Here is a 20,993-nt window from a genome sequence, read left to right on the forward strand (position 1 = left end):
CAGCATTTCTACGCTTGCGGGCCGCGCACAAGGCGGGCAAACTGGCTGCAAATCCAACTGTACTTGGTTGAAATCAGGGGCGCAGGCCCCAAATGTGATTAACCTAGTCAGGAAAGGGCCCATGATTGCCGCCAAGCGGGATCCGGCTTTTTTGCAAAATAAGGACAAGAGATGAACGAGCAAATTCAATCATATCCCGTACTGCCATTGCGCGACATCGTGGTTTTCCCCCATATGGTCGTTCCATTGTTCGTCGGGCGTGAAAAATCGGTCAAAGCCCTTGAGGAAGTGATGTCGCAAGACAAGCAAATCCTTTTGAGCGCGCAGATCGATCCCTCCATTGATGATCCCGAAGCTGATGGCATTTACCGCATGGGCGTTTTGGCCAATGTGCTGCAATTGCTCAAATTGCCCGATGGCACTGTGAAAGTGCTTGTCGAAGGCGAAAAGCGGGTTCAGATCACCGATTTCGTTGAAAATGACCGCTTCTTTGAAGCAGCAACAGCCGAATTGTTCGAAGTCGAAGGTGATCCTGCTGCGGTCACAGCTTTGGTGCGCTCTGTCGCCGAAGAATTCGCGCATTACGCCAAGGTCAAAAAGAACATCCCTGAAGAAGCTTTGACAGCTGTTGACGACACGAAAGACCCAAGCAAATTGGCCGATCTCGTGGCGGGCCATTTGGGTGTCGAAGTCGCTCAAAAGCAAAACCTACTTGAAACCTTGTCGGTTGAGGAACGCCTTGAGGCGATCTACGGCATGATGCAGGGCGAAATGTCTGTGCTTCAGGTCGAAAAGAAAATCAAAACCCGCGTGAAATCCCAGATGGAACGCACGCAGCGTGATTACTATTTGAATGAGCAAATGAAAGCCATTCAAAAGGAATTGGGTGACGGTGAAGAGGGTGCGAATGAAATCGCTGAACTCGAAGAAAAAATCGCCAAAACCAAATTCTCAAAAGAAGCGGCTGAAAAGGTTGCGGCTGAGTTGAAAAAACTCAAATCCATGAGCCCAATGTCAGCCGAAGCCACAGTTGTGCGCAACTATTTGGATTGGATGCTGTCCATTCCATGGGGCGTGAAATCGCGCGTGAAAAAAGATCTTAAACGCGCCGAAGAGGTGCTTGATAAAGATCACTACGGTCTGGAAAAGGTCAAAGAACGCATCGTTGAATACCTTGCCGTGCAACAGCGCAGCCAAAAGCTAAAAGGCCCGATTATGTGCCTTGTTGGCCCTCCTGGTGTGGGTAAAACGTCGCTTGGTAAATCTGTTGCGAAAGCCACGGGGCGTGAATTCATTCGCATCTCTTTGGGTGGTGTGCGTGACGAGTCTGAAATCCGCGGTCACCGCCGCACTTACATTGGCTCTATGCCCGGTAAGATCATTCAGGCGTTGAAAAAAGCCAAGACAACCAATCCGCTTATTTTGCTCGATGAGATCGACAAAATGGGCCAAGACATGCGTGGCGACCCCGCGTCTGCAATGCTGGAAGTGCTTGATCCTGAACAAAACTCCACATTTGTGGATCACTACATGGAAGTCGAATACGATCTGTCCAATGTGATGTTCTTGACCACATCCAACAGCTACAACATGCCTGGGCCGTTGCTGGATCGGATGGAAATCATTCCATTGTCTGGTTACACAGAAGACGAAAAAGCAGAGATCGCCAAACAGCATTTGATCCCAAAACAGATCAAAAACCACGGGCTGAAAGCGAAAGAGTTTTCACTGTCTGATGGCGCTGTGTCTGACATCATCCGTTACTACACCCGCGAAGCTGGTGTGCGGAATTTGGAACGTGAATTGGCAAAGGTTGCACGGAAATCTTTGACCAAGATCGTGAAAAAGGAAACGGATTCTGTCGCGGTGACCTCTGACAACCTCGAAGAGTTCTTGGGCGTCAAAAAGATGCGCTATGGCTTGGCCGAGAAAGAAGACCAAATTGGTGTTGTTACCGGCTTGGCCTACACGTCGGTCGGCGGTGATTTGTTGCAGATCGAAGCCTTGCGCTTGCCAGGCAAAGGTCGGATGAAAACCACAGGGAAGCTCGGCGATGTGATGAAAGAATCCATCGATGCAGCCTCCAGCTATGTGCGGTCTATCGCGCCCGAAATTGGTCTGAAACCGCCTGTGTTTGACACGTTGGATATCCACGTCCACGTGCCTGATGGCGCAACGCCCAAAGACGGTCCCTCTGCGGGGCTGGCTATGGTCACCACCATCGTGTCTGTGCTCACCAGAATTCCGGTGCGTAAAGACATTGCTATGACGGGCGAAGTGTCGTTGCGTGGCAATGCGACTGCGATTGGTGGCTTGAAAGAGAAACTTTTGGCGGCTTTGCGCGGCGGTATCACTACCGTGCTGATCCCTGAGGAAAACGTCAAAGATCTCGCGGATATCCCTGCCAACGTCAAAGAAGGCTTGGAAATCATTCCGGTGAGCCATGTGTCTGAGGTTCTCAAACACGCTTTGGTGCGCGCACCAGAGCCTATTGATTGGGATCACGAGGCTGATGATGCTGCACGTTTGGCCAAAGCCACTGCGCCAGCCCCAGTTGAAGTGCCCGTCGCGCATTAAGCCGATGCCCATCGTGTGGTATTTATCCTGCGCTGTGTGGTATAATTTAAAAATAAAGAAAGGCGTCTCATGTCGTGAGGCGCCTTTTTATGTGACAGTTCGGGGTTTATTTAGGCATCTGTATGCTACCAGTGACGCCAGCATGCCGTAAGGTGCTGCGACCGGTGCTCCGCCCCTGTGTTTTAATAATTTGTCATTTGCAACCAGCAAGAATGAGCGGCTATTGTGCCCACAAAAGTAATCATTAAAGGGTTTTCTCATGGTCTCTTCTAAATTGTCAGCCTCAGATCCTAAAACAGACACAAAAACGGCGGTCATATCGACACCCGCAGAGCAAATTGAAGCTCCAGACAGCCAGATGAACAGTGTTCGCAAGAAAGAATTGATCGAACGTGTGTCCGATGCCTCTGGTGTTAAAAAAGGCGAGGCTAAAAAGGTGATCGAAGCTTTGCTCAAAGAAATGGGCGATATTTTGCAAGATGGCGGCGAATTGAACGTGCCACCTTTAGGTAAGCTGTCGGTCAATCGCCAAAAAGAAATCTCGAATGCATTTATTTTGATTACCAAATTGCGCCGCTCCAAGGGCATGTTGGCAGACAAAACACCCTCTGCTGAGGGGGATGGCATCGCCGCATCTGATGGCGCAGAGGATGACGCTGCATAAAGCTAAAAAAAGGATGTGATGCCTCTTGCATCGCATCCATTCTCAGTCTAAATACCGCGCCACGGCGGGTCGTTAGCTCAGTTGGTAGAGCGCTTCGTTTACACCGAAGATGTCGGGAGTTCGAGCCTCTCACGACCCACCATTTACCCCCGTATCATACCTAAATCCCAATCACGTGCCGTTGGCTCAACGTTCTGTTTAGCTGCGTCAAATCGCTTGGGTCGGACGCTGCGCATCTGCCGATTTTGCATGATGCGCAGCGCTATATTTTTCAGAAAACAGTTACAAGATTTCGTCTACTGCCGCTTTTGTCGCGGTGACGATTTCATCTGCTTGCGCTTTGGTCAGTGAAAACGGCGGGGCATAGCCGATGATGTCGCCTTGTGGCATGGCGCGCGCGATGACGCCGCGGTCCAGCATAGCGGCGACAATGCGTGGCGCGACTTTTTGGCTTGGGTCAAAAAACACCCGATCATCGCGATCGCTGACAAATTCAACCGCGCACATCATGCCTTCGCCTCGAATTTCGCCAACATTGGCATGAGCACCAAGTGCATCGGCCATAGCTGTGTTCAGATAGGCGCCAACATCGCGGGCGTTGTTGACCAAGTTCAACTCATCCAAAAGTTTCAGGTTGGCAACGCCAGCCGCTGCACCAATCGGGTGGGCAGAATAGGTCCAACCATGGCCGATGGGGCCGTTTTCATCTGTACCGCGCTCAAGCACTTTCCACATACGATCCGACACGATTGAGCCAGACAGCGGGGCATAGGCCGATGTCAGGCCTTTGGCGATGGTGATCAAATCGGGTTTCAACCCGTAGTGATCTGACCCCATCATTGTGCCAAGACGACCAAAGCCCGTGACAACCTCATCCGCGATCAGCAAGATATCGTGCTTTTTCAAAACGGCTTGAATGGCGTCCCAATAGCCTGCGGGAGGGGGAACAATCCCGCCTGTGCCCAAAACAGGTTCGCCAATAAACGCGGCGATGGTGTCTGGGCCTTCGCGCTGGATCAACTCTTCAAGCTTGCTGGCGCAATCGGCTGAAAATTCAGCTTCGCTCATAGAACGGTCTTCGCGGCGGAAATAATAGGGGGCTTCTGTGTGGACCACACAATCAAGCGGTAGATCGAACTTTTTGTGGAACAGATCAAGGCCCGTCATAGACCCTGTGACCAAACCAGACCCATGATAGCCGCGCCAGCGTGAGATGATCTTTTTCTTTTGCGGGCGGCCCAAAACGTTGTTGTAGTACCAAACCAGTTTCACGTTGGTCTCGTTCGCATCTGACCCTGACATGCCGTAATAAACGTGGTTCATGCCCTCTGGCGCGCGCTCTGCGATCATCCGCGATAGGGTGATTGAGGCTTCGGTGCCGTGGCCGACATAGGAATGATAGTACGCCAATTCATGCGCCTGCGCTGCGATGGCATCGGCAATTTCAGTGCGCCCATAGCCCACGTTTACACAGTAAAGACCCGCAAATGCATCCAGCGATGTTTTGCCTTCGCGGTCGGTGATGTGCACGCCTTTTGCGCTTGTGATGATCCTGTTGCCCATTTCGCGGCGGGCAAATTGACCAAGATGCGTGGAGGGATGGAAAAAGTGGTCATGATCCCATTGGCTCAATTGGTCGTTCGTCAAAGATGTTGTCATGTCAGAGTCCTTTCTGTCTGGGCCTATGCCCAGTCGCGGCAAACGTATTTAATTTCGGTAAAAGCTTCGAGGCCGAGGCGTGATCCTTCGCGCCCCAAACCGGATTGTTTCATTCCGCCAAAGGGGATCGGCGCGCCAGTCACTTTTGTGCGGTTCACTGCAACCATGCCAAAGCGCAACGCGCGACTGGCGCGGTAAATGCGGCGTGGGTCTTGGGTGTGCAAATAGGCCACAAGCCCGTATTCGGTGTCATTGGCGCGGTGAATGGCTTCGTCTTCGGTGTCAAATGCAGCAATGGCCGCAACAGGGCCAAATGTTTCTTCATGCATAATTTTAGCATCGGCAGGCACATCGACCAAAACTGTGGGGGCAAAAAATAGATCGCCTGCGGGGTGTTTCGTGCCACCACAAAGCACCCGTGCCCCGCGTGCCACGGCATCATCGGTGTGCTCTTGTTGTTTTGCCACGGCTTTGGCGTTCATCAAGGGGCCAATGTCAGGGTCATCCATGCCGATGCCAACGCTTAAAGCTTGGGCGCGTGCAGCAAAGGCATCGCAAAACGCATCATAGATAGGGCGTTCGATCAAGAACCTGTTGGCCCCCAAGCAATCCTGACCAGATGTGGCGAATTTCGCTTTGATGGCTTCTTCAACGGCTTGATCCAAATCGGCATCGGCAAACACTACGAACGGTGCATGACCGCCGAGTTCCAGCACCAGACGTTTGATTGTGGCGGCACCTTGGCGGTATAGCAAACGGCCGATTTCGGTTGATCCTGTGAAAGATACGGCCCGAATGCGCGGGTCTTCCATCCATGCGCCAACGATATCGGGCGCATTGCCTGTGACCACATTGAACACGCCAGCGGGCACACCTGCGCGTGTTGCCAATTCGGCCAACGCCAGCGCTGAATAGGGCGTCTCAATTGAGGGATGTGCCACAATTGTGCAGCCCGCAGCCAGCGCTGCCGCTGCTTTTCGGGTCAACATAGCCGATGGGAAATTCCACGGGGTGATCAACGCCGCCACACCCACAGGTTCGCGCCATACCTCGACTTCGGCATCGGGCAGATGCGATGTGACGCTTTCAATATTAGGGCGGCGGGCCTCTTCGGCGTAGAATTCCAAGAATGCGGCGGCATAGTCAATTTCGCCGCGTGCTTCGGAAATGGGTTTGCCTTGTTCCGCGGTCATCAGTTTGGCCAAATCTTCGCGATGTTCGATCATCAGTTCGAACCAGCGGCGTAAGATGGCTGTGCGCTCTTGTGGCAATAATCCAGCCCAAGCTGGCCATGCATCCTGCGCAGCTTTCGCCGCGCGTTTGGCGTCTTCGGCGGTCATACAGGCCACGTCGCCAATCACTGCACCATTGGCTGGATTGTGCACGGCCTTGGTGGCATTGTCTGCGGCCTTGATCCACGTGCCGCCGATAAACGATGTGTCCCGCAGCAAAGCTGTATCGGCGATACCGACCAGAGCTGCGATTTTGGGAATGAGTGTCTCAGACATGTGCGCCTCGTGCTAGATGGTGGTCTATAAGGGAAGACTACAGTCTCGCGCACCGAGGCTTTTGCGCTAATTTATATAGGCCAACCGAAAATCTTTCGGTAAACCCGTCAGTTTGGCAACAGACTATCGAAAGGGGGCGGTGTGTTTTTGACAGATTTGGTTACGATATAGCTGAAATACCGCGATACGCCTACGCGTTGTTCAAGCACTGTCTCCATGAAAGTTTGGTAGCTGACGATGTCGCGTGTGATGATCTGAATCAGATAATCATAGCCGCCACCAAGGGCCAGCAGTCGACAATTTCATCTTATCGAGCAACTTCACGTTTAAACCGATCAAAATTTTGGGTGCGGTGTTCGCCCAATTCCACTGTACAAACATCGTCACGGATGGTCCCAAAACCCGCACAGAAACATCCGCGCTATAGCAGGTAATCACGCCCGCTTGTTCAAGTTTTTGGATGCGTTCCCAACAGCTTGTCGGTCCTAGGCCTACACGCTGGCAAGCTCACTTTTGCTCAACCGCCCATCACGGGCAAGGATGGACAGCAGTTCAAAATCCATCTTATTAAGTCGTTTCATATTCATTACATTATCACGTCAAGGTAACGGGTGCTCTTGTCAATTGTTATGAAAGTTAGGACAGTATTGTTATGTATAATTGGCTCCCTGATAAAAGTACCCTCAAGCGCCCTCGATATAGGTCGTTGATGGAGGTGATCGAAAACGCAATTGAGGATGGAGCCCTTCAACCGGGAGAGCGGTTGCCCACCCATCGAGAGCTGTCGTATCAGCTGGGGCTCAGTGTGCAAACCGTCAGTCGTGCCTATTCGCGGCTTGTTGAAGCGGGGCACGTGGTGGGTGAGGTCGGGCGCGGCAGTTTTGTGCGCGGTATTGCCAATGATAACGCGTTGCCATTTCCCGCGGTACGGGCAGGGACGCAGGTATTGGATTTGGCTTTGATCAAGCCTATCGTCGGGGATTTGCAAAAGGATGCGTTGCGCACTGCGTTGCGCCGCATTGCCCAAGATTTGCCTTATGAGGTTTTGTCGTCTTTTCGCGCGTCCACCATCGCTAACCGTCATGTGCCCATTGTGGATCACTGGTTGATGCGGTGCGGTGTGTCGCGCCATGGTCGTGATGTGATCCCGACCAATGGCAATACATCGGCGATGACGGTTGCTTTGATGAGCGTGGCTCACAGTGGCGATTTGATTGTGACGGAATCGATGGGGCATCATACATTGCCCGCTTTGTGTCGCAGTCTTGGGATGCGTTTGCGCGGTATCGAGATGGACGATGAGGGCATTTTACCCGACGCTTTAGAGGAAATATGTAAGAATGAGGCGGTAAAGGCCTTGTTTATTGTGCCTCGGGCGGGACCTTTGTCTTGTGTCATGGGGCGCGAACGTCGGAGCGAAATCGTCAGAGTGGCGCGCAAATATGACATTGCAATTCTCGAAAATGACGCGTGGGGGCCGTTGTCGGCAGAGGCCACGTTGCCGCCACTTGCCGCTTTGGCACCTGAGCGCTGTTATTATTTTACCAGCCTGACAAAGTGTTTAATGCCGGGGTTGCGGGTTGGTTTTTTGGCCGTGCCGCAAGCGATGGCCAGCACTGTGCGCGAACGGCACATGGTGACAAATTGGATGGTCACGCCGCTTATGTATGAGATCGCGACCCAGTGGATTTCCGATGGAACTGCCGATGCGCTATGCGATTGGCAGCGTGTGGCATTGCGGGAGCGAGGTGATATTGCGCAAGACGTCTTGTCGCCAAATGGCGTGCGTGTGACCCGTGCGGGTTTGCAAGCTTGGCTGCCTTGTGCCGATATCGGGTCTGAGGCGCGTTTGGTTGAGCGTTCTCGTGACGCGGGAATTCTTGTTGCGCCAGGCTCTACGTTTTCCATCGGACCGCTTGCGTCAAAGCCGGGTATTCGGATCGCATTGGGCGTCGAAGATACGACGGTTCTGCGTGAGGCTTTGCATGTCGTGCGAAAAATTGATGCAGAAAATAGAGAGCGCTAACTATTCGGATCGTAAGATTGTAATGATTTAATGTAAATGTTGACTCTTAATTGTGATGATTTCATGTCTTGGTTAAAAATCGCTGCGTCACTCTGGCAATGCGGCCCATCAACACTTTGGAGAACATGATGAACAATCACCTAACAGCCTTAACCACTGGCGCCTTGGCCTTTGTCCTTTCCGCGTCTGCTGCAACTGCCGACACTTGGCGCTACGCACACGAAGAAGCCGCATCAGAAGTGCAGGGTGTTTTTGCCCAAAAATTCAAAGAAGAGATCGAAGCAAATTCCGAACACACGCTGCAGCTTTTCCCATTTGGAACACTTGGTGAAAGCGCCGACATCATGGAACAAGCACAATCCGGCATCTTGCAATTTGTGAACCAGTCACCAGGCTTCACAGGTGCTTTGATCCCCGAAGCACAGGTGTTCTTTGTTCCATATCTTTTGCCACAAGACGAGGCAACGCTGCAGGAATTCTTCACCAATTCTAAAGCCATTAAAGAAATGTTCCCAGCGCTTTACGCAGAGCAGGGGCTTGAGCTGTTGACGATGTACCCAGAGGGTGAAGTTTGCATGACGACACAAGAACCGGTGAAATCACCTGCTGATCTTGCGGGCGTAAAATTCCGCGTGATGACCAACCCACTGTTGGTGGAAAGCTACAGCGCATTCGGCGCGACACCAACGCCGCTGCCATGGGGCGAAGTCTACGGCGCGCTGCAAACGGGTATCATCCAAGGTCAAGAAAACCCACGTTTCTACCTTGATTCAACCAAGATGTACGAAGTGACGGACGTGATCACATGTATCGGTCACAACAACTTCACCACAGCTGCGATGGCCAACAAAGACTTTTACGATGGCTTGAGCGATGCAGATAAAACAGTGATCGCAAACGCCACAGATGCGGCATTTGAATACATCCTTGGGTATCAGTCTGAACTGGGAAAAACGAGCTTTGACAATATCTTGGCTGCGAAACCTGAGATGGAAATCAACATTTTGTCCGAGGCAGAGCGTGAGCCATTCAAAGCGACGGCTGGTCCAGTTGAAGCTGCCTATATCGAAATGACAGGCGACACAGGCGAAGCCATTTTGACCCAGATGAAAGCCGATCTCAAAGCGGCAGAGGTCGCAACACAATAAGATCAACAACAGGCACACGGGGGATCCCCCGTGTGCCTGTTTTCCCTTGTGAGTGCAGGATTCAAACACCGTGACCAACGAACAAGAAAACGACATGCTTGCCGCCAGTCAGCCATTGGTTGAGCCGGATGCAGATATCCTGACCGATGACACCTCGGCGCTGCCCGGTGTGTTGGGGGTGCTCGACATTGGTATAGCAAAGCTTGAGGCCTTTATGCTGGCCGCTGGCGTTTTGTTGATGGCCCTAAACACTGTTGCCAACGTGATAGGGCGGGTGTTTTTTGAAAGCCTGTACTTTTCCGAAGAACTCAATCGCATTCTCATAATTCTGATCACCTTTGCAGGGATCAGCTATGCCGCACGGCATGGGCGACACATTCGTATGTCGGCGATTTATGACACGCTTCCGCCCAAGCCACGTAAAATGATGACGATCCTAATTTCTCTTGTCACAGCGATCTTTATGCTGGGGTTGGCGTGGTATTCGCTGCAATTTCTTTTGACAACAATGGGCCGTGGTCGTGTGCTTCCGGCCTTGCAAATTCCCGTGTGGGTGACGCTGTGCTGGGTGCCTATGGGTTTCGTTTTGACGGGCCTGCAATATGTGCTGACCGCGATCAAAAACATCATCGAGCCAGACATATATCTGTCGACCAATGTTTTGGAAGGCTACGACAACGACGAGCGGGAGATTTAAGCAATGGCATGGATCGTATTTGGAGTGATGATCGTGCTTTTGCTGCTGGGGTTCCCGATGATGATCCCTTTGATGGCAGGCACACTCACGGGCTTTCTTTTAATTTTTGGCGATTTGAGCCAGATTGAAACGGCGGTGCAGCAAATCGTTGCAGGCATTCGCCCCGCATCGTTGATCGCTGTTCCGATGTTTATTTTCGCGGCTGATATCATGACGCGCGGCCAATCGGCGGGGCGTTTGATTGACATGGTCATGAGCTTTGTCGGCCATCTCAAAGGCGGCTTGGCGGTTGCGACAGCTGCGGCCTGTACCATGTTCGGCGCTGTGTCTGGATCAACGCAAGCCACCGTGGTGGCCATCGGGTCCCCTTTGCGGCCTAGGATGTTGAAAGCTGGTTACAAAGACAGCTTTATTCTGGCGCTGATCGTCAATTCCAGCGACATCGCGTTTCTTATTCCCCCGTCGATCGGGATGATCATTTACGGCGTGGTGTCCAATACTTCGATTGCTGAACTGTTCATCGCGGGCATCGGTCCGGGCCTTTTGATCTTGGTCTGTTTTTCTATCTTTTCAGTGATCTATGCGATCCGAAATGATGTGCCGACCGAACCGCGCGCCAACTGGGCGCAGCGTTTGAAAGCTGTGCAAAGGGCGCTTTGGCCGATGGGATTTCCTGCCATTATCATTGGCGGCATCTACGGCGGTGTGTTTTCACCGACCGAAGCTGCTGCGGCCTGTGTGCTTTACGCTTTGATCCTTGAGGTCGTTATTTTCCGTGAACTTGATTTGCGCGGTGTGTTTGACACTGCAAAATCTACAGGGCTGATCACGGCTGTTGTGTTCATTTTGGTTGGCGCGGGCGCTGCTTTTTCATGGATCATCTCTTTTGCACAAATCCCGCAAGCTGTTTTGGGCGCCGTTGGCATTGATGATATGGGGAGCATTGGCGTGCTCTTTGTGATCTCTGTGGCGTTCTTTATTGGGTGTATGTTTGTTGATCCCATCGTGGTGATTTTGGTCTTGGTGCCGGTCTTTGCGCCTGTGGTCGATGCCATTGGTCTTGATCCGGTGCATGTCGGGATCATCATCACGCTTCAAGTTGCCATAGGGTCGGCCACGCCGCCCTTTGGGTGCGATATTTTCACCGCGATAGCTGTGTTTAAACGCCCCTATATCGAAGTGATCCGTGGAACACCGCCGTTTATCGCTATTTTGCTGTCGGTGTCCGTCGCACTTATTTTCTTCCCGCAAATCGCTTTGTTCCTTCGTGACCTCGCATTTAAGTGAGAATATCCCATGTTCAAAACTATACTCGCAGCCTGTGATGGCTCTGCTCAATCGGAAAACGCTCTGCATAAGGCTATCGAACTTGCGAATTTGGCGGGCGCTAAACTTTTGATCTTAACGGTGTATCGGCATCATTCGATGACCGAAGCCTCTTTGTCGATGATCAGGGGGGCAAAGCATTCAACGCCAGACAAAGCGTTGGAAGAAAACGCCCGCGAAATTGCCGATTGTGCGCGCAAAATTGCGACACAAGAGGGCGCGACAGAAGTGCGTGCCTTTACCCGTTCTGGTCAGCCTGCGCGATCCATTGTTGAGTTTGCCAAAAAGCATGAAGCGGATGTGATCGTTTTGGGGTCACGCGGCACAGGGTCAATCGACGGCTACTTTTTGGGCAGTGTTTCTCACAAGGTGACAGGATTGGCATCGATGCCGGTTTTGGTCGTTTAGGTCACGCTATGTCACAGGGAAATCCCGCTAAAATAGAACCACTCGTCCCTCGATTTTCACCGATCGACACGGCATTGCCGCGTCTTGGTGTGATCGCTTTGGCGACAGATTTGACATTTGAACGGGACGCCGCGCGCCTGATCGATTGGAACGAGGCAAGGTTGCATGTCGCGCGCATTCCGTTTGATAACCCAACAACACCAGACAATTTGCGCGCTATGGGCCCCAATCTGAAAACCGCTGCAGCGCTTTTGGTGCCCGGTGTGGAATTGTCTGCGATTGCTTTTGCCTGCACGTCTGCGTCAATCACGTTGAGCAACGAAACGGTGACCCAAGCGATTGGTTTAAGCCGCCCGAATGTACCCGTGGTCACCCCATCAAGTGCGGGCCTTGCGGCGCTTAAAACGCTGGGTGCCAAACGTATCGCGCTTTTGACTCCTTATTTGCCTGAAACCACAGCACCCGTTGTGCGCTATTTTGAAACCAACGGCATTGCGGTCAAACGCTGCGGCTGTTTTGGTCTCGGCGATGATCGCGATATGGCGCGGATCGATCTGGACGCCTTGGTCGAGGCTGCCGTGTCTTTGGATGATCCCGATGTGGAGGCTTTGTTTTTATCATGCACGTCACTGCCTGCGGTCGACGTTATTGACGCGATTGAAACACGCATCGGCAAGCCTGTGGTGTCATCCAATCAAGCAACACTTTGGGTCATGCGCGGCCTTGCTGGATTGCCAGCGCCTGCGCGCCGTGCTGGACGTTTGTTTGATTACCCGCCCCCAGATGCATCCGGTGCGATATGACGCAACCCTTTGTAACACTGACTGAAATCCAAGCGGCACATGCGCGTATCAAGCCCCATGTGCGGCGCACATTTACAACGCGATCTGCGTCTTTGGGCGCGTATCTCGGACAGCCTGTTCATCTGAAACTTGAACATCAACAAATCACTGGCAGCTTCAAATTGCGCGGAGCGATGAACGCGGTCTTGTCACTTGATGAGACGACGCGGGCCCGTGGTATTGTGGCGGTTTCAACTGGCAATCATGGTCGTGCCTTGGCGCACGCCGCCCGTGCTGTTGGTGCGCGTGCGACGATCTGCATGTCGACCCTTGTGCCTCAGGCTAAAATCGATGGAATTGCAGCGCTTGGGGCGGATATTCGCATCATCGGCGCGTCACAAGATGAGGCCCAGTACGAAGTCGATAGGTTGATCGCGGACGAAGGCTTTGCCACCATTCCGCCTTTCGACAATCGCCACGTTATCGCGGGACAGGGCACGCTTGGCCTAGAGCTTTTGGATGATCTGCCCGAGCTTGCGACCGTTTTGGTACAAGTGTCTGGGGGCGGGCTGGTGTCTGGCGTGGCTGCGGCCCTTAAAGCCCGCAAACCTGACGTGCGCATCATCGGCGTATCAATGGCGCGTGGTGCGGCGATGCATGCTTCGCTGGCGGCGGGAAAACCCGTTGAGGTTCCCGAATTGCCAACACTTGCGGACTCTTTGGGCGGCGGAATAGGGCTGGACAACCACCTGACCTTTGCCATGACCCGCGCACTTGTGGATGACATCGTGCTGCTAAGCGAGGACGAGATCGCAGCAGGTATTCGTCATTGTTATGAGCACGAAGGGCAGATCGTTGAGGGCGCAGGGGCCGTTGGCGTTGCTGCAGTGCTTGCGGGCAAAATTGACAGCACTGGTCCGCTTGGCATTATCTTAAGCGGTGGAAATATCGACATGGGCCAGCATCAGCGCTTGATCTGCGGTGATCCCGTATGAACGCCATTTCAGTTTTGAGCGAAGACCAATTGCGCGGCGCTGTCCCTTTGACACTTGATGTCGTGGACTGCATTGAGAATGCGTTCAAAATTTTAGCGCAAGACGGTGTAGTTATGCCGCCTGTATTGTCGATGCACTTGCCAATGGTCAACGGCGAGGTGGATATCAAAACCGCATATCTGCCTGGGTTTTCGGGCTTTGCCGTGAAAGTCTCGCCCGGTTTCTTTAACAATCCCGCGTTGGGGCTTGCGTCAACATCAGGATTGATGGTGCTGTTTTCGGCCCAAACGGGGCAGGTGCAAGCGGTGCTGTTGGACAATGGCTATCTGACCGATCTGCGCACGGCTGCGGCTGGCGCTGTTGCTGCGCGGGCTTTGTCGCGACCAGATGCGCACCGCGCGGCGATCTTTGGTGCGGGCACGCAAGCCTTGTTGCAATTGCAAGCGCTCTGCCTTGTACGCCCGATTAAACAAGCAACGATTTGGGCGCGCAATCCAGACCAAGCTGTACAGGCTGCACGCATCGCAAGCACCCGTTTGGGTATAGCTGTTGATGTGATCACAGACCCCGCAAAAGCTGTGGCTGGCGCGGATATAATTATTACCACCACGCCCGCGACACAGCCCATCGTGATGGCTGAATGGCTGCAAGCCGGCCAGCACATCACGGCGATGGGGTCGGATCAATCATCTAAAAATGAACTTGAAGCGGCATGTCTGACACGAGCAGATTTATATGTGGCGGACAGGTTTTCACAAACCAAAACCATGGGGGAATTGCGTGCTGCGATAGAGGCGGGTGTGATTGACCGTGACCGCATTGATCATAGTCCAAATCTTGCAGAATTGAGCGACGTTTTGACAGGCAAACACCACGGGCGTCGCACCTCAGACGACATTACGATTGCTGATTTAACCGGCACAGGCGCACAGGATACGGCAATTGCCACCTACGCGCTTGCAGCCATTCACAAAGGAGGACACGGGACGTGACTACATTTGAAAATAACTTCACCGATGCAGAATATTACCGCCGCATCGACAAAACGCGCGCGGCGATGGCTGCGGCAGGTCATGAAGCCATCGTGGTGACCGATCCTTCTAATATGTCGTGGCTAACGGGATATGACGGTTGGTCGTTTTATGTGTTTCAAGGCGTGATTTTGACCCATGAAGGCGATCCCGTTTGGTGGGGGCGTGGCATGGATGCGCTTGGCGCGCGCCGTACTGTTTTTATGCAAAGTGATGATCGTATTCGCGGCTATGATGACACCTATGTGCAAAACCCTGAAAAGCATCCGATGGAAGATTTGGCATGGATTTTGGCCGATTTAGGGCTGGAAGGCGCACGTATTGGCGTTGAAATGGACAATTATTACTATTCTGCCACGGCACATGCCGAATTGGGAAAGGCCTTGCCAAAGGCTACGTTGAATGATGCCACCGCGTTGGTAAACTGGCAGCGTGCGGTGAAATCCGAGCGCGAGATTGAATATATGCAGCGCGCCGCGCGGATCGTAGAGGCCATGCATGCGCGTATTTTTGAACTTGCAGAGCCCGGAATGCGCAAGAACGATTTGATCGCGGAAATTTACGCCACAGGTATTCGTGGCGCTGACGGTTTTTGGGGGGATTACCCCGCTATTGTGCCCATGGCCCCCTCTGGTTTGGATGCCACCGCGCCGCATTTAACATGGGATGACAGGCCTCTGGAAACAGGCGAGGCGACGTTTTTTGAAATTGCGGGGGCGCATCGGCGTTATCAATGCCCGCAATCACGTACGTTGTTTTTGGGCGATGTGCCTCAGAAATACCGCGATGCTGAAAATGCTGTGCTTGACGCGATTGAGGCGGGTCTGGAACAGGCGCGCCCCGGCAATCAGGCCCAAGACATCGCCAACGCTTTCAATGCCACGTTGAACAAAGCGGGATTTGAGAAAGACAGCCGGTGCGGATATGCCATCGGCATCAGCTATCCCCCCGATTGGGGCGAACGCACGATTTCGTTTCGTCGGGGCGACACCACCGTGTTGGAACCCGGTATGACATTCCACTTTATGCCAGCTCTATGGTTGGATGATGGGGGATTGGAAATCACTGAGCCGATCTTGATCACCGAAGAGGGCCATGAGTGTTTTTGCACTACCGAGCGCGAACTATGGGTGAAATCATGATGAAAAACCCGATCCAACCGACCATTCCACTAGACGCGGATGGGGTGCATCATGGCTTTTTAAAACTGCCCTATAGTCGTGATGATAGTGCATGGGGGTCGGTTATGATCCCGATCACGGTCATTGCGAATGGCGCTGGCCCGACCGCACTTTTGACCGGGGGCAATCATGGTGACGAATATGAAGGCCCGATTGCGTTGCAAAACTTGGCGACGTCATTGTCTGCGGACGAGGTGCGCGGGCGCGTGATTATTGTGCCGATTATGAACACGCCAGCTTTTCAGGCGGGCACGCGGTGTTCACCGATTGATGGCGGCAATATGAACCGCAATTTCCCCGGACGATCTGACGGCAGTGTGACTCAGAAAATCGCACACTATGTTGCGACCCATTTGGTACCACTTGCCGATATCGTTTTGGATTTTCACTCTGGTGGCCGCACGTTGGATTTCTTACCCTATGCTGCGGCACATGTGCTTGATAATAAAATACAAGAATCCGCTTGTATGGCCGCGATGCAGGCATTTAACGCGCCTTATTCTGTGCGGATGTTGGAAATTGACAACGTGGGCATGTTTGACACCGAGGTCGAAACCCAAGGCAAGGTTTTTGTGACCACTGAGCTTGGTGGGGCTGGCACAGCCACGGCCAAAAGTGTTGCAATTGCAGGCAAAGGCACGCGTAATTTGTTGAAACATGCGGGGATTTTGTCGGGTGCGCCTGACCTGTCAGAGACGGTGCAGCTTGATATGCCTGATGAGGACTGTTTTCAGTTTTCTATGGATGCTGGGTTGATCGAATATCTTGTCGATCTTGGCGATACCGTACAAAAAAACCAAATGATTGCCCGTATTTGGCCCAGTGATCGCACGGGCTGCGACCCTGTGTCTTGTGTGGCAAAGCGGGCTGGTATTCTCGCGGCGCGCCATGTCCCGGGCTTGGTGAAAATGGGCGATTTCATCGGTTTGGTCGCGGTCCCCGTTTAGGGGACGATTGCGCTCGCAGAGTGTTGATGCACTGTTAGTGATTTTGCCCGCCGATGTATCGCACATTCGCTGTCATCAAAAAGCGCTGTCGTCAAAAAGCGTCAATTTCGGGGACTGTGCCGTGTCTGGCTAAAAATGTAGGCAGGCCGACTTCGCCAGAATTGGGATCTTCGACAACCATATAAGCGTCCGCGCCGACGCAGTTTTCAGATCGGCATTCGCGCTCTGCACGTTCTTCTGCGGCTGAGGCTGTGGAGTATTGGATTTGTTTGCCAATCTGCAAGCTGGCTTGCTGAGCGTTGCCGCTTTTCTTTTCGATATACGTTTGGCAGATGTAATGCGTTTTGGGTGTTTCTTTTGAGTCGGGCATGACTGTGTTCCTAGTTGCGTTAAGAACAAAATAAGAACATTTAAGGTGTTTGGCAAGTTAATCTTACGCCCGCCTTTTCCATTGCACGCATAGATGTCACCCGTTAATAAATCCGCATGATTGAACACCAGATTTTTCTATTAAGACACGGCCAAACCGAGTGGAATCTTGAGGGGCGCTTGCAAGGGCGTTTGGACAGCCCACTGACGCAAAAAGGCCACGCGCAAGCTGTGCAGCAGCGCGATATTTTAAAACCTATTTTTGCAGCTATGCCGGACATTGCGATGGATGCCAGCCCGCTAAAGCGCGCTTGGGATACCGCAACTTGCGCCGCTGACGGGCGCGTTGTGCAAAAAAATGACCTGTTGATGGAAGTGTCCGCAGGCAGCTGGGAAGGCCGTCTTCGTGCCGATATCGTGGCTGAACGCGGCGGGTCCGCTGCCGAAGAAGACATGTTTGATCTGTTTTTATCTGCCCCTGATGGTGAAGGTGCGCAAGCGCTTGAGGCGCGGTGTCGTGCCTATTTGGGCGGAGTGTGCGGGCCAACGGTGATCGTGTCGCACGGTGTTGTGTCAGCGTTTTTGCGTGGTTTGTTGCGCGGTCTTGATCTGCCCGAAATAGCGCAACTGTCCCATCATCAAGGTGTTGTTTTTGCTCTGTCAGACGGGGTTGAAACTGTGCTGACCTCTGATGCGGATGCGCAAGCATATCTAAAATAAGCAATCATTCTGCTGTGATGTTACTGCGCCAATAGCTGTGCAATCGCGGCCTCTAACGCGGTGTCTTTGCCTTGTGAAAATGCTTCTGCATCAAAGGGTAACAATATATCTGGCGCGATGCCTGATGTGCCAACCAAATCCCCATTTGCCATGAAAAAGCGCTGATGCGGCAATGTGAACTTCCAACCATTGGGCAGCGTGCGTCCTAAAATATCCGACGGCGCGCCTGCGGTCGGCATCCCCATCACTGTTATATTTTGCAGCGATTTTAATGCCGCCACCAACACCTCAGACGCGCCCATGGTTTCACTTGAGGTCAGGGCGATGACAGGCTGGCGCAGCGGTGTTTGTGTGGATGTGACCCACAAAGGCGTGTTTTGCGTAAATTGCTCATGTGCCATCTGCGTGGCTTTATACCCCGCGACAAACAGGTTGTCTGAAAAGGCGCTGGCATAGCTCAAAGCCACCTTATCTGACCCGCCCGTGGCAAAGCGCAAATCCAACACGATCCCTGCCGCATCTTGATAGGTTTGCGTCAACTCGGTCACAACACGTAGCGCTTCATCGGACATATGTTTGCCAAAAGCAGGATCAGTGTTCATGTGGTGGATTGAAATAAATGCGATGGAGGTGTCGACCCATCCGTGGCGAATACCAGCGGTGTTGATGTGCTCAGGTGGGGCAATCAGATAGGCGTCGGTCGCGGCACAATACGCTTGTTGGTGCTCGACCCACGGCGCACTGGTGTGGGGGCTTGATCTGCGGTCTGGCGTGGCGAATTGAATGTTTGGATCATCCAATCCCAAGAGGGCGGTCTCGATCGCAGTTTCAACCCGCTGTGGGTCGATGCTTTGGCCAATGGTTGCCAGTCCTGAGTGCAATCGGCCAGGCCAATTGACATCGTGTTCGTCAAAATTGGGGTAGTGCGTCTCGAAGCTGTCCCAAAAGGTGGCAAATACCTCGCGCGGACCAGCTGGTGCGCCGCCTGTGCATAGCGCGGGCAGGGTGGTTTGACGGATTGCGGTGATCGGCACGGCCATGTCTGCTACATCAATTTGCAACTGGTCGCCCTTGCGGGTGAATGTGTAGCCTGCAAAACGGCGGGCCAAGCCAAGATGTGCAGGCATCCGCGCCCCAATACGGCACGAGGACGAGGTGACTTCGAACACCGTGATTTTGGCGCGGCTAATGTCAAAGATCAAACCAGAGCCTTGGGTTTCCCATTGCCCCCGCAGGTCTTTTTCGGGCTGGTTTGGCACCCAAAGCGCCAGCAACACCAGCCCTGCCAAAACGCCAGAGGCACCAAGCACACGCAAAACTTTAAGAATCATATCCGTCAATGTCATTGCGCGTGCTCGTTTTTAGGTCTCATGGCCAGGGATTAGTCTTGTGACACGGCATCCAAAATACGGGCCCAAGATCGCATACCTTTGTGAAAGCACTCAACGTCATATTTTTCATTGGGCGAGTGAATTTGGTCATCGTCGCGGCCAAACCCAATCAGCATTGCGTCAACGCCAACGACTTTTTTGAAATGACCAGCGATTGGAATTGATCCGCCACAGCCAATGAACGCAGCCTCTTTTGGCCATTCATCTGACAAGGCGTTGCGGGCTTTTTCAAACGCGGGGTGATCTGTCGCCATGACGGATGCTTTTGAGGCCCCGTGCGGGTTAAATTCGACGGTGCAATCTTCGGGCAGATTGGCGGTGATGTACTTGTGCAAGGCTGCGCGGATTTTATGCGGGTCTTGATCACCCACAAGGCGCGCAGACAGTTTGACCGAGGCTTGTGATGGCAAAACAGTTTTAAACCCTTTGCCTGTGTAGCCGCCAATGATGCCGTTGAATTCAAGCGTTGGTTCGGACCAAATCATTTGCAGCCCGCTTTTGCCATCTTCCCCAGCGGGAATTTTCAGGCCGACGTCGCCCAAGAATTGTTCTGGCTCAAACCCCAGCGCATCCCATTGCGCGCGCAGATCATCGGACAATTCTGGCACGCCGTCATAAAAGCCGGGCAGGGTGACGCGCCCTGAGTCGTCATGCAAGCCCGCCAAAAGCTTGGTTAAAACCCGAATTGGATTGCGTGCGATGCCGCCGAACATGCCAGAATGCAAATCTTTATTGGCTGCGGTGATCACAATTTCTTCACCCATCAACCCGCGCAGCATGGTGACAATCGCGGGTGTATCGTGGCCAAACAGCCCCGTGTCACAGATCAAAGCCACATCGCCTTTGAGCTTGTCTTTGTGCTCTTGCATAAACGGCACCAATGACGGCGAGCCGCTTTCTTCTTCGCCTTCAAAGAAAAACGTGATTTCGCAGGGCAGCGCGCCATGTTCGGATTTCCATGCGCGACATGCCTCGATAAAGGTCATCAGCTGGCCTTTGTCATCAGATGATCCTCGCCCGCGAATGACTTTGCCTTTGGCGGTGTTTTCCACTTGGGGATCAAACGGATCGCTTGACCATAAATTAATTGGATCAACAGGTTGCACGTCGTAATGCCCGTAGAACACAAGGTGTGGTGCGCTGGAATTTTCCGGCCCATCAATGTGCCCCATCACCATAGGATGCCCCGGCGTCTCATAGGTTTGCGCGTCAATCCCGATGGATTTCAAATCGGTGACCAACCAGTCTGCAGCGCGGGCACATTCGGCTTTGTAAGCGGGATCTGTGGAAATGGACTTCAATCGCATCAGGTCCAAAAGGCGATCCAAGGATGCAGAAAGATCAGTGTCGATGCGGGATAACACGGGGGTGAGACGAGAGGTCATAATGCGGGACGCCTTTTGCGAGAGAAGTGTAATATCGCGTCAACTTACCGCGCCCAAGTGCGGTGTCCAGTCGCGGGGGCCACTTTGATATAGATCATTCCTAAATGTTTTTGTTAGAAGCTAAACCAGAGGCGACAGATAACGTCGCACACATGATTGCTCAAATATCTTGCGTTTTT

Annotated in this window: 19 protein-coding genes, 1 tRNA gene and 1 pseudogene; 14 read left to right on the plus strand and 7 right to left on the minus strand. The window is 52.8% G+C overall.

What is annotated here, in order from left to right; all coding sequences use genetic code 11:
• Window positions 1-171 precede the first annotated feature (171 nt).
• From lon to BM025_RS04470, 3 genes are all read left to right on the plus strand, one after another.
• Complete coding sequence (lon, locus tag BM025_RS04460; RefSeq protein ID WP_085847727.1) at window positions 172-2,577, plus strand: endopeptidase La; 2,406 nt, start codon at window positions 172-174, stop codon at window positions 2,575-2,577.
• 259 nt (window positions 2,578-2,836) lie between these two features.
• On the plus strand, window positions 2,837-3,241 hold the full coding sequence (locus tag BM025_RS04465; RefSeq protein WP_244515454.1) for an HU family DNA-binding protein: 405 nt from the start codon (window positions 2,837-2,839) through the stop codon (window positions 3,239-3,241).
• Window positions 3,242-3,307: 66 nt separating this feature from the next.
• A tRNA-Val gene (locus BM025_RS04470) sits at window positions 3,308-3,383 on the plus strand.
• Window positions 3,384-3,523: 140 nt separating this feature from the next.
• On the opposite strand, the gene BM025_RS04475 is transcribed toward BM025_RS04470, so the two are convergent.
• The 4 genes and pseudogenes from BM025_RS04475 to BM025_RS19645 form a co-directional block, all read right to left on the minus strand.
• Complete coding sequence (locus BM025_RS04475; RefSeq protein WP_085847726.1) at window positions 3,524-4,900, minus strand: aspartate aminotransferase family protein; 1,377 nt, start codon at window positions 4,898-4,900, stop codon at window positions 3,524-3,526.
• A gap of 23 nt (window positions 4,901-4,923) precedes the next feature.
• The gene (locus tag BM025_RS04480) at window positions 4,924-6,408 is read right to left on the minus strand and encodes an NAD-dependent succinate-semialdehyde dehydrogenase (RefSeq protein WP_085847725.1); all 1,485 of its coding nucleotides are present in this window, start codon (window positions 6,406-6,408) and stop codon (window positions 4,924-4,926) included.
• Between the two features lie 107 nt (window positions 6,409-6,515).
• The gene (locus tag BM025_RS19420) at window positions 6,516-6,701 is read right to left on the minus strand and encodes an Lrp/AsnC ligand binding domain-containing protein (protein WP_342027540.1); all 186 of its coding nucleotides are present in this window, start codon (window positions 6,699-6,701) and stop codon (window positions 6,516-6,518) included.
• Window positions 6,676-6,995, minus strand: a pseudogene (locus tag BM025_RS19645) (Lrp/AsnC family transcriptional regulator). The gene BM025_RS19420 and the pseudogene BM025_RS19645 overlap by 26 nt, the downstream one beginning before the upstream one ends.
• 65 nt (window positions 6,996-7,060) lie before the next feature.
• On the opposite strand from BM025_RS19645, the gene ehuR reads away from it, so the two are divergent.
• The 10 genes from ehuR to doeB all read left to right on the plus strand — a co-directional run bounded on the left by ehuR (window position 7,061) and on the right by doeB (window position 16,949).
• Window positions 7,061-8,434, plus strand: coding sequence for a MocR-like ectoine utilization transcription factor EhuR (gene ehuR, locus BM025_RS04490; protein ID WP_085847724.1), 1,374 nt, complete (start codon window positions 7,061-7,063; stop codon window positions 8,432-8,434).
• 128 nt (window positions 8,435-8,562) lie between these two features.
• Window positions 8,563-9,582: a TRAP transporter substrate-binding protein DctP gene (gene dctP / locus BM025_RS04495; protein WP_085847723.1), complete on the plus strand. Its 1,020-nt coding sequence runs from the start codon at window positions 8,563-8,565 to the stop codon at window positions 9,580-9,582.
• A gap of 94 nt (window positions 9,583-9,676) precedes the next feature.
• Entirely contained in the window at window positions 9,677-10,279 is a 603-nt protein-coding gene (locus BM025_RS04500) for a TRAP transporter small permease (protein ID WP_085847979.1), read from the plus strand.
• Window positions 10,280-10,282: 3 nt separating this feature from the next.
• The gene (locus BM025_RS04505; RefSeq protein ID WP_085847722.1) at window positions 10,283-11,566 is read left to right on the plus strand and encodes a TRAP transporter large permease; all 1,284 of its coding nucleotides are present in this window, start codon (window positions 10,283-10,285) and stop codon (window positions 11,564-11,566) included.
• 9 nt (window positions 11,567-11,575) lie between these two features.
• Window positions 11,576-12,013: a universal stress protein gene (locus BM025_RS04510; protein WP_085847721.1), complete on the plus strand. Its 438-nt coding sequence runs from the start codon at window positions 11,576-11,578 to the stop codon at window positions 12,011-12,013.
• Window positions 12,014-12,021: 8 nt separating this feature from the next.
• Window positions 12,022-12,816, plus strand: a complete 795-nt coding sequence (locus tag BM025_RS04515; protein WP_085847720.1) for an aspartate racemase/maleate isomerase family protein — start codon at window positions 12,022-12,024, stop codon at window positions 12,814-12,816.
• Window positions 12,813-13,790 carry a hydroxyectoine utilization dehydratase EutB gene (gene eutB, locus BM025_RS04520; protein ID WP_085847719.1) on the plus strand — a complete coding sequence of 326 codons (978 nt, stop codon included), beginning with the start codon at window positions 12,813-12,815 and terminating at the stop codon, window positions 13,788-13,790. Before BM025_RS04515 ends, eutB begins: the two co-directional genes overlap by 4 nt.
• Window positions 13,787-14,782, plus strand: coding sequence for a cyclodeaminase (locus BM025_RS04525; RefSeq protein WP_085847718.1), 996 nt, complete (start codon window positions 13,787-13,789; stop codon window positions 14,780-14,782). Before eutB ends, BM025_RS04525 begins: the two co-directional genes overlap by 4 nt.
• On the plus strand, window positions 14,779-15,963 hold the full coding sequence (gene doeA, locus BM025_RS04530) for an ectoine hydrolase DoeA (RefSeq protein ID WP_085847717.1): 1,185 nt from the start codon (window positions 14,779-14,781) through the stop codon (window positions 15,961-15,963). Before BM025_RS04525 ends, doeA begins: the two co-directional genes overlap by 4 nt.
• Window positions 15,960-16,949 carry a N(2)-acetyl-L-2,4-diaminobutanoate deacetylase DoeB gene (gene doeB, locus BM025_RS04535; RefSeq protein ID WP_085847978.1) on the plus strand — a complete coding sequence of 330 codons (990 nt, stop codon included), beginning with the start codon at window positions 15,960-15,962 and terminating at the stop codon, window positions 16,947-16,949. The genes doeA and doeB overlap by 4 nt, the downstream gene beginning before the upstream one ends.
• A gap of 91 nt (window positions 16,950-17,040) precedes the next feature.
• Here doeB and BM025_RS04540 read toward each other — a convergent pair whose 3' ends face one another.
• Window positions 17,041-17,319 carry a hypothetical protein gene (locus tag BM025_RS04540; protein WP_085847716.1) on the minus strand — a complete coding sequence of 93 codons (279 nt, stop codon included), beginning with the start codon at window positions 17,317-17,319 and terminating at the stop codon, window positions 17,041-17,043.
• A gap of 116 nt (window positions 17,320-17,435) precedes the next feature.
• On the opposite strand from BM025_RS04540, the gene BM025_RS04545 reads away from it, so the two are divergent.
• On the plus strand, window positions 17,436-18,038 hold the full coding sequence (locus BM025_RS04545; RefSeq protein WP_085847715.1) for a histidine phosphatase family protein: 603 nt from the start codon (window positions 17,436-17,438) through the stop codon (window positions 18,036-18,038).
• A gap of 20 nt (window positions 18,039-18,058) precedes the next feature.
• Here BM025_RS04545 and BM025_RS04550 read toward each other — a convergent pair whose 3' ends face one another.
• Both BM025_RS04550 and BM025_RS04555 read right to left on the minus strand, forming a co-directional pair.
• Window positions 18,059-19,384, minus strand: coding sequence for a S41 family peptidase (locus tag BM025_RS04550; protein ID WP_085847714.1), 1,326 nt, complete (start codon window positions 19,382-19,384; stop codon window positions 18,059-18,061).
• 35 nt (window positions 19,385-19,419) lie between these two features.
• Window positions 19,420-20,814, minus strand: a complete 1,395-nt coding sequence (locus BM025_RS04555) for a M20/M25/M40 family metallo-hydrolase (RefSeq protein WP_085847713.1) — start codon at window positions 20,812-20,814, stop codon at window positions 19,420-19,422.
• Window positions 20,815-20,993 lie beyond the last annotated feature (179 nt).

Source organism: Pacificibacter marinus (assembly GCF_900109555.1).
GTDB lineage: Bacteria > Pseudomonadota > Alphaproteobacteria > Rhodobacterales > Rhodobacteraceae > Celeribacter > Celeribacter marinus_C.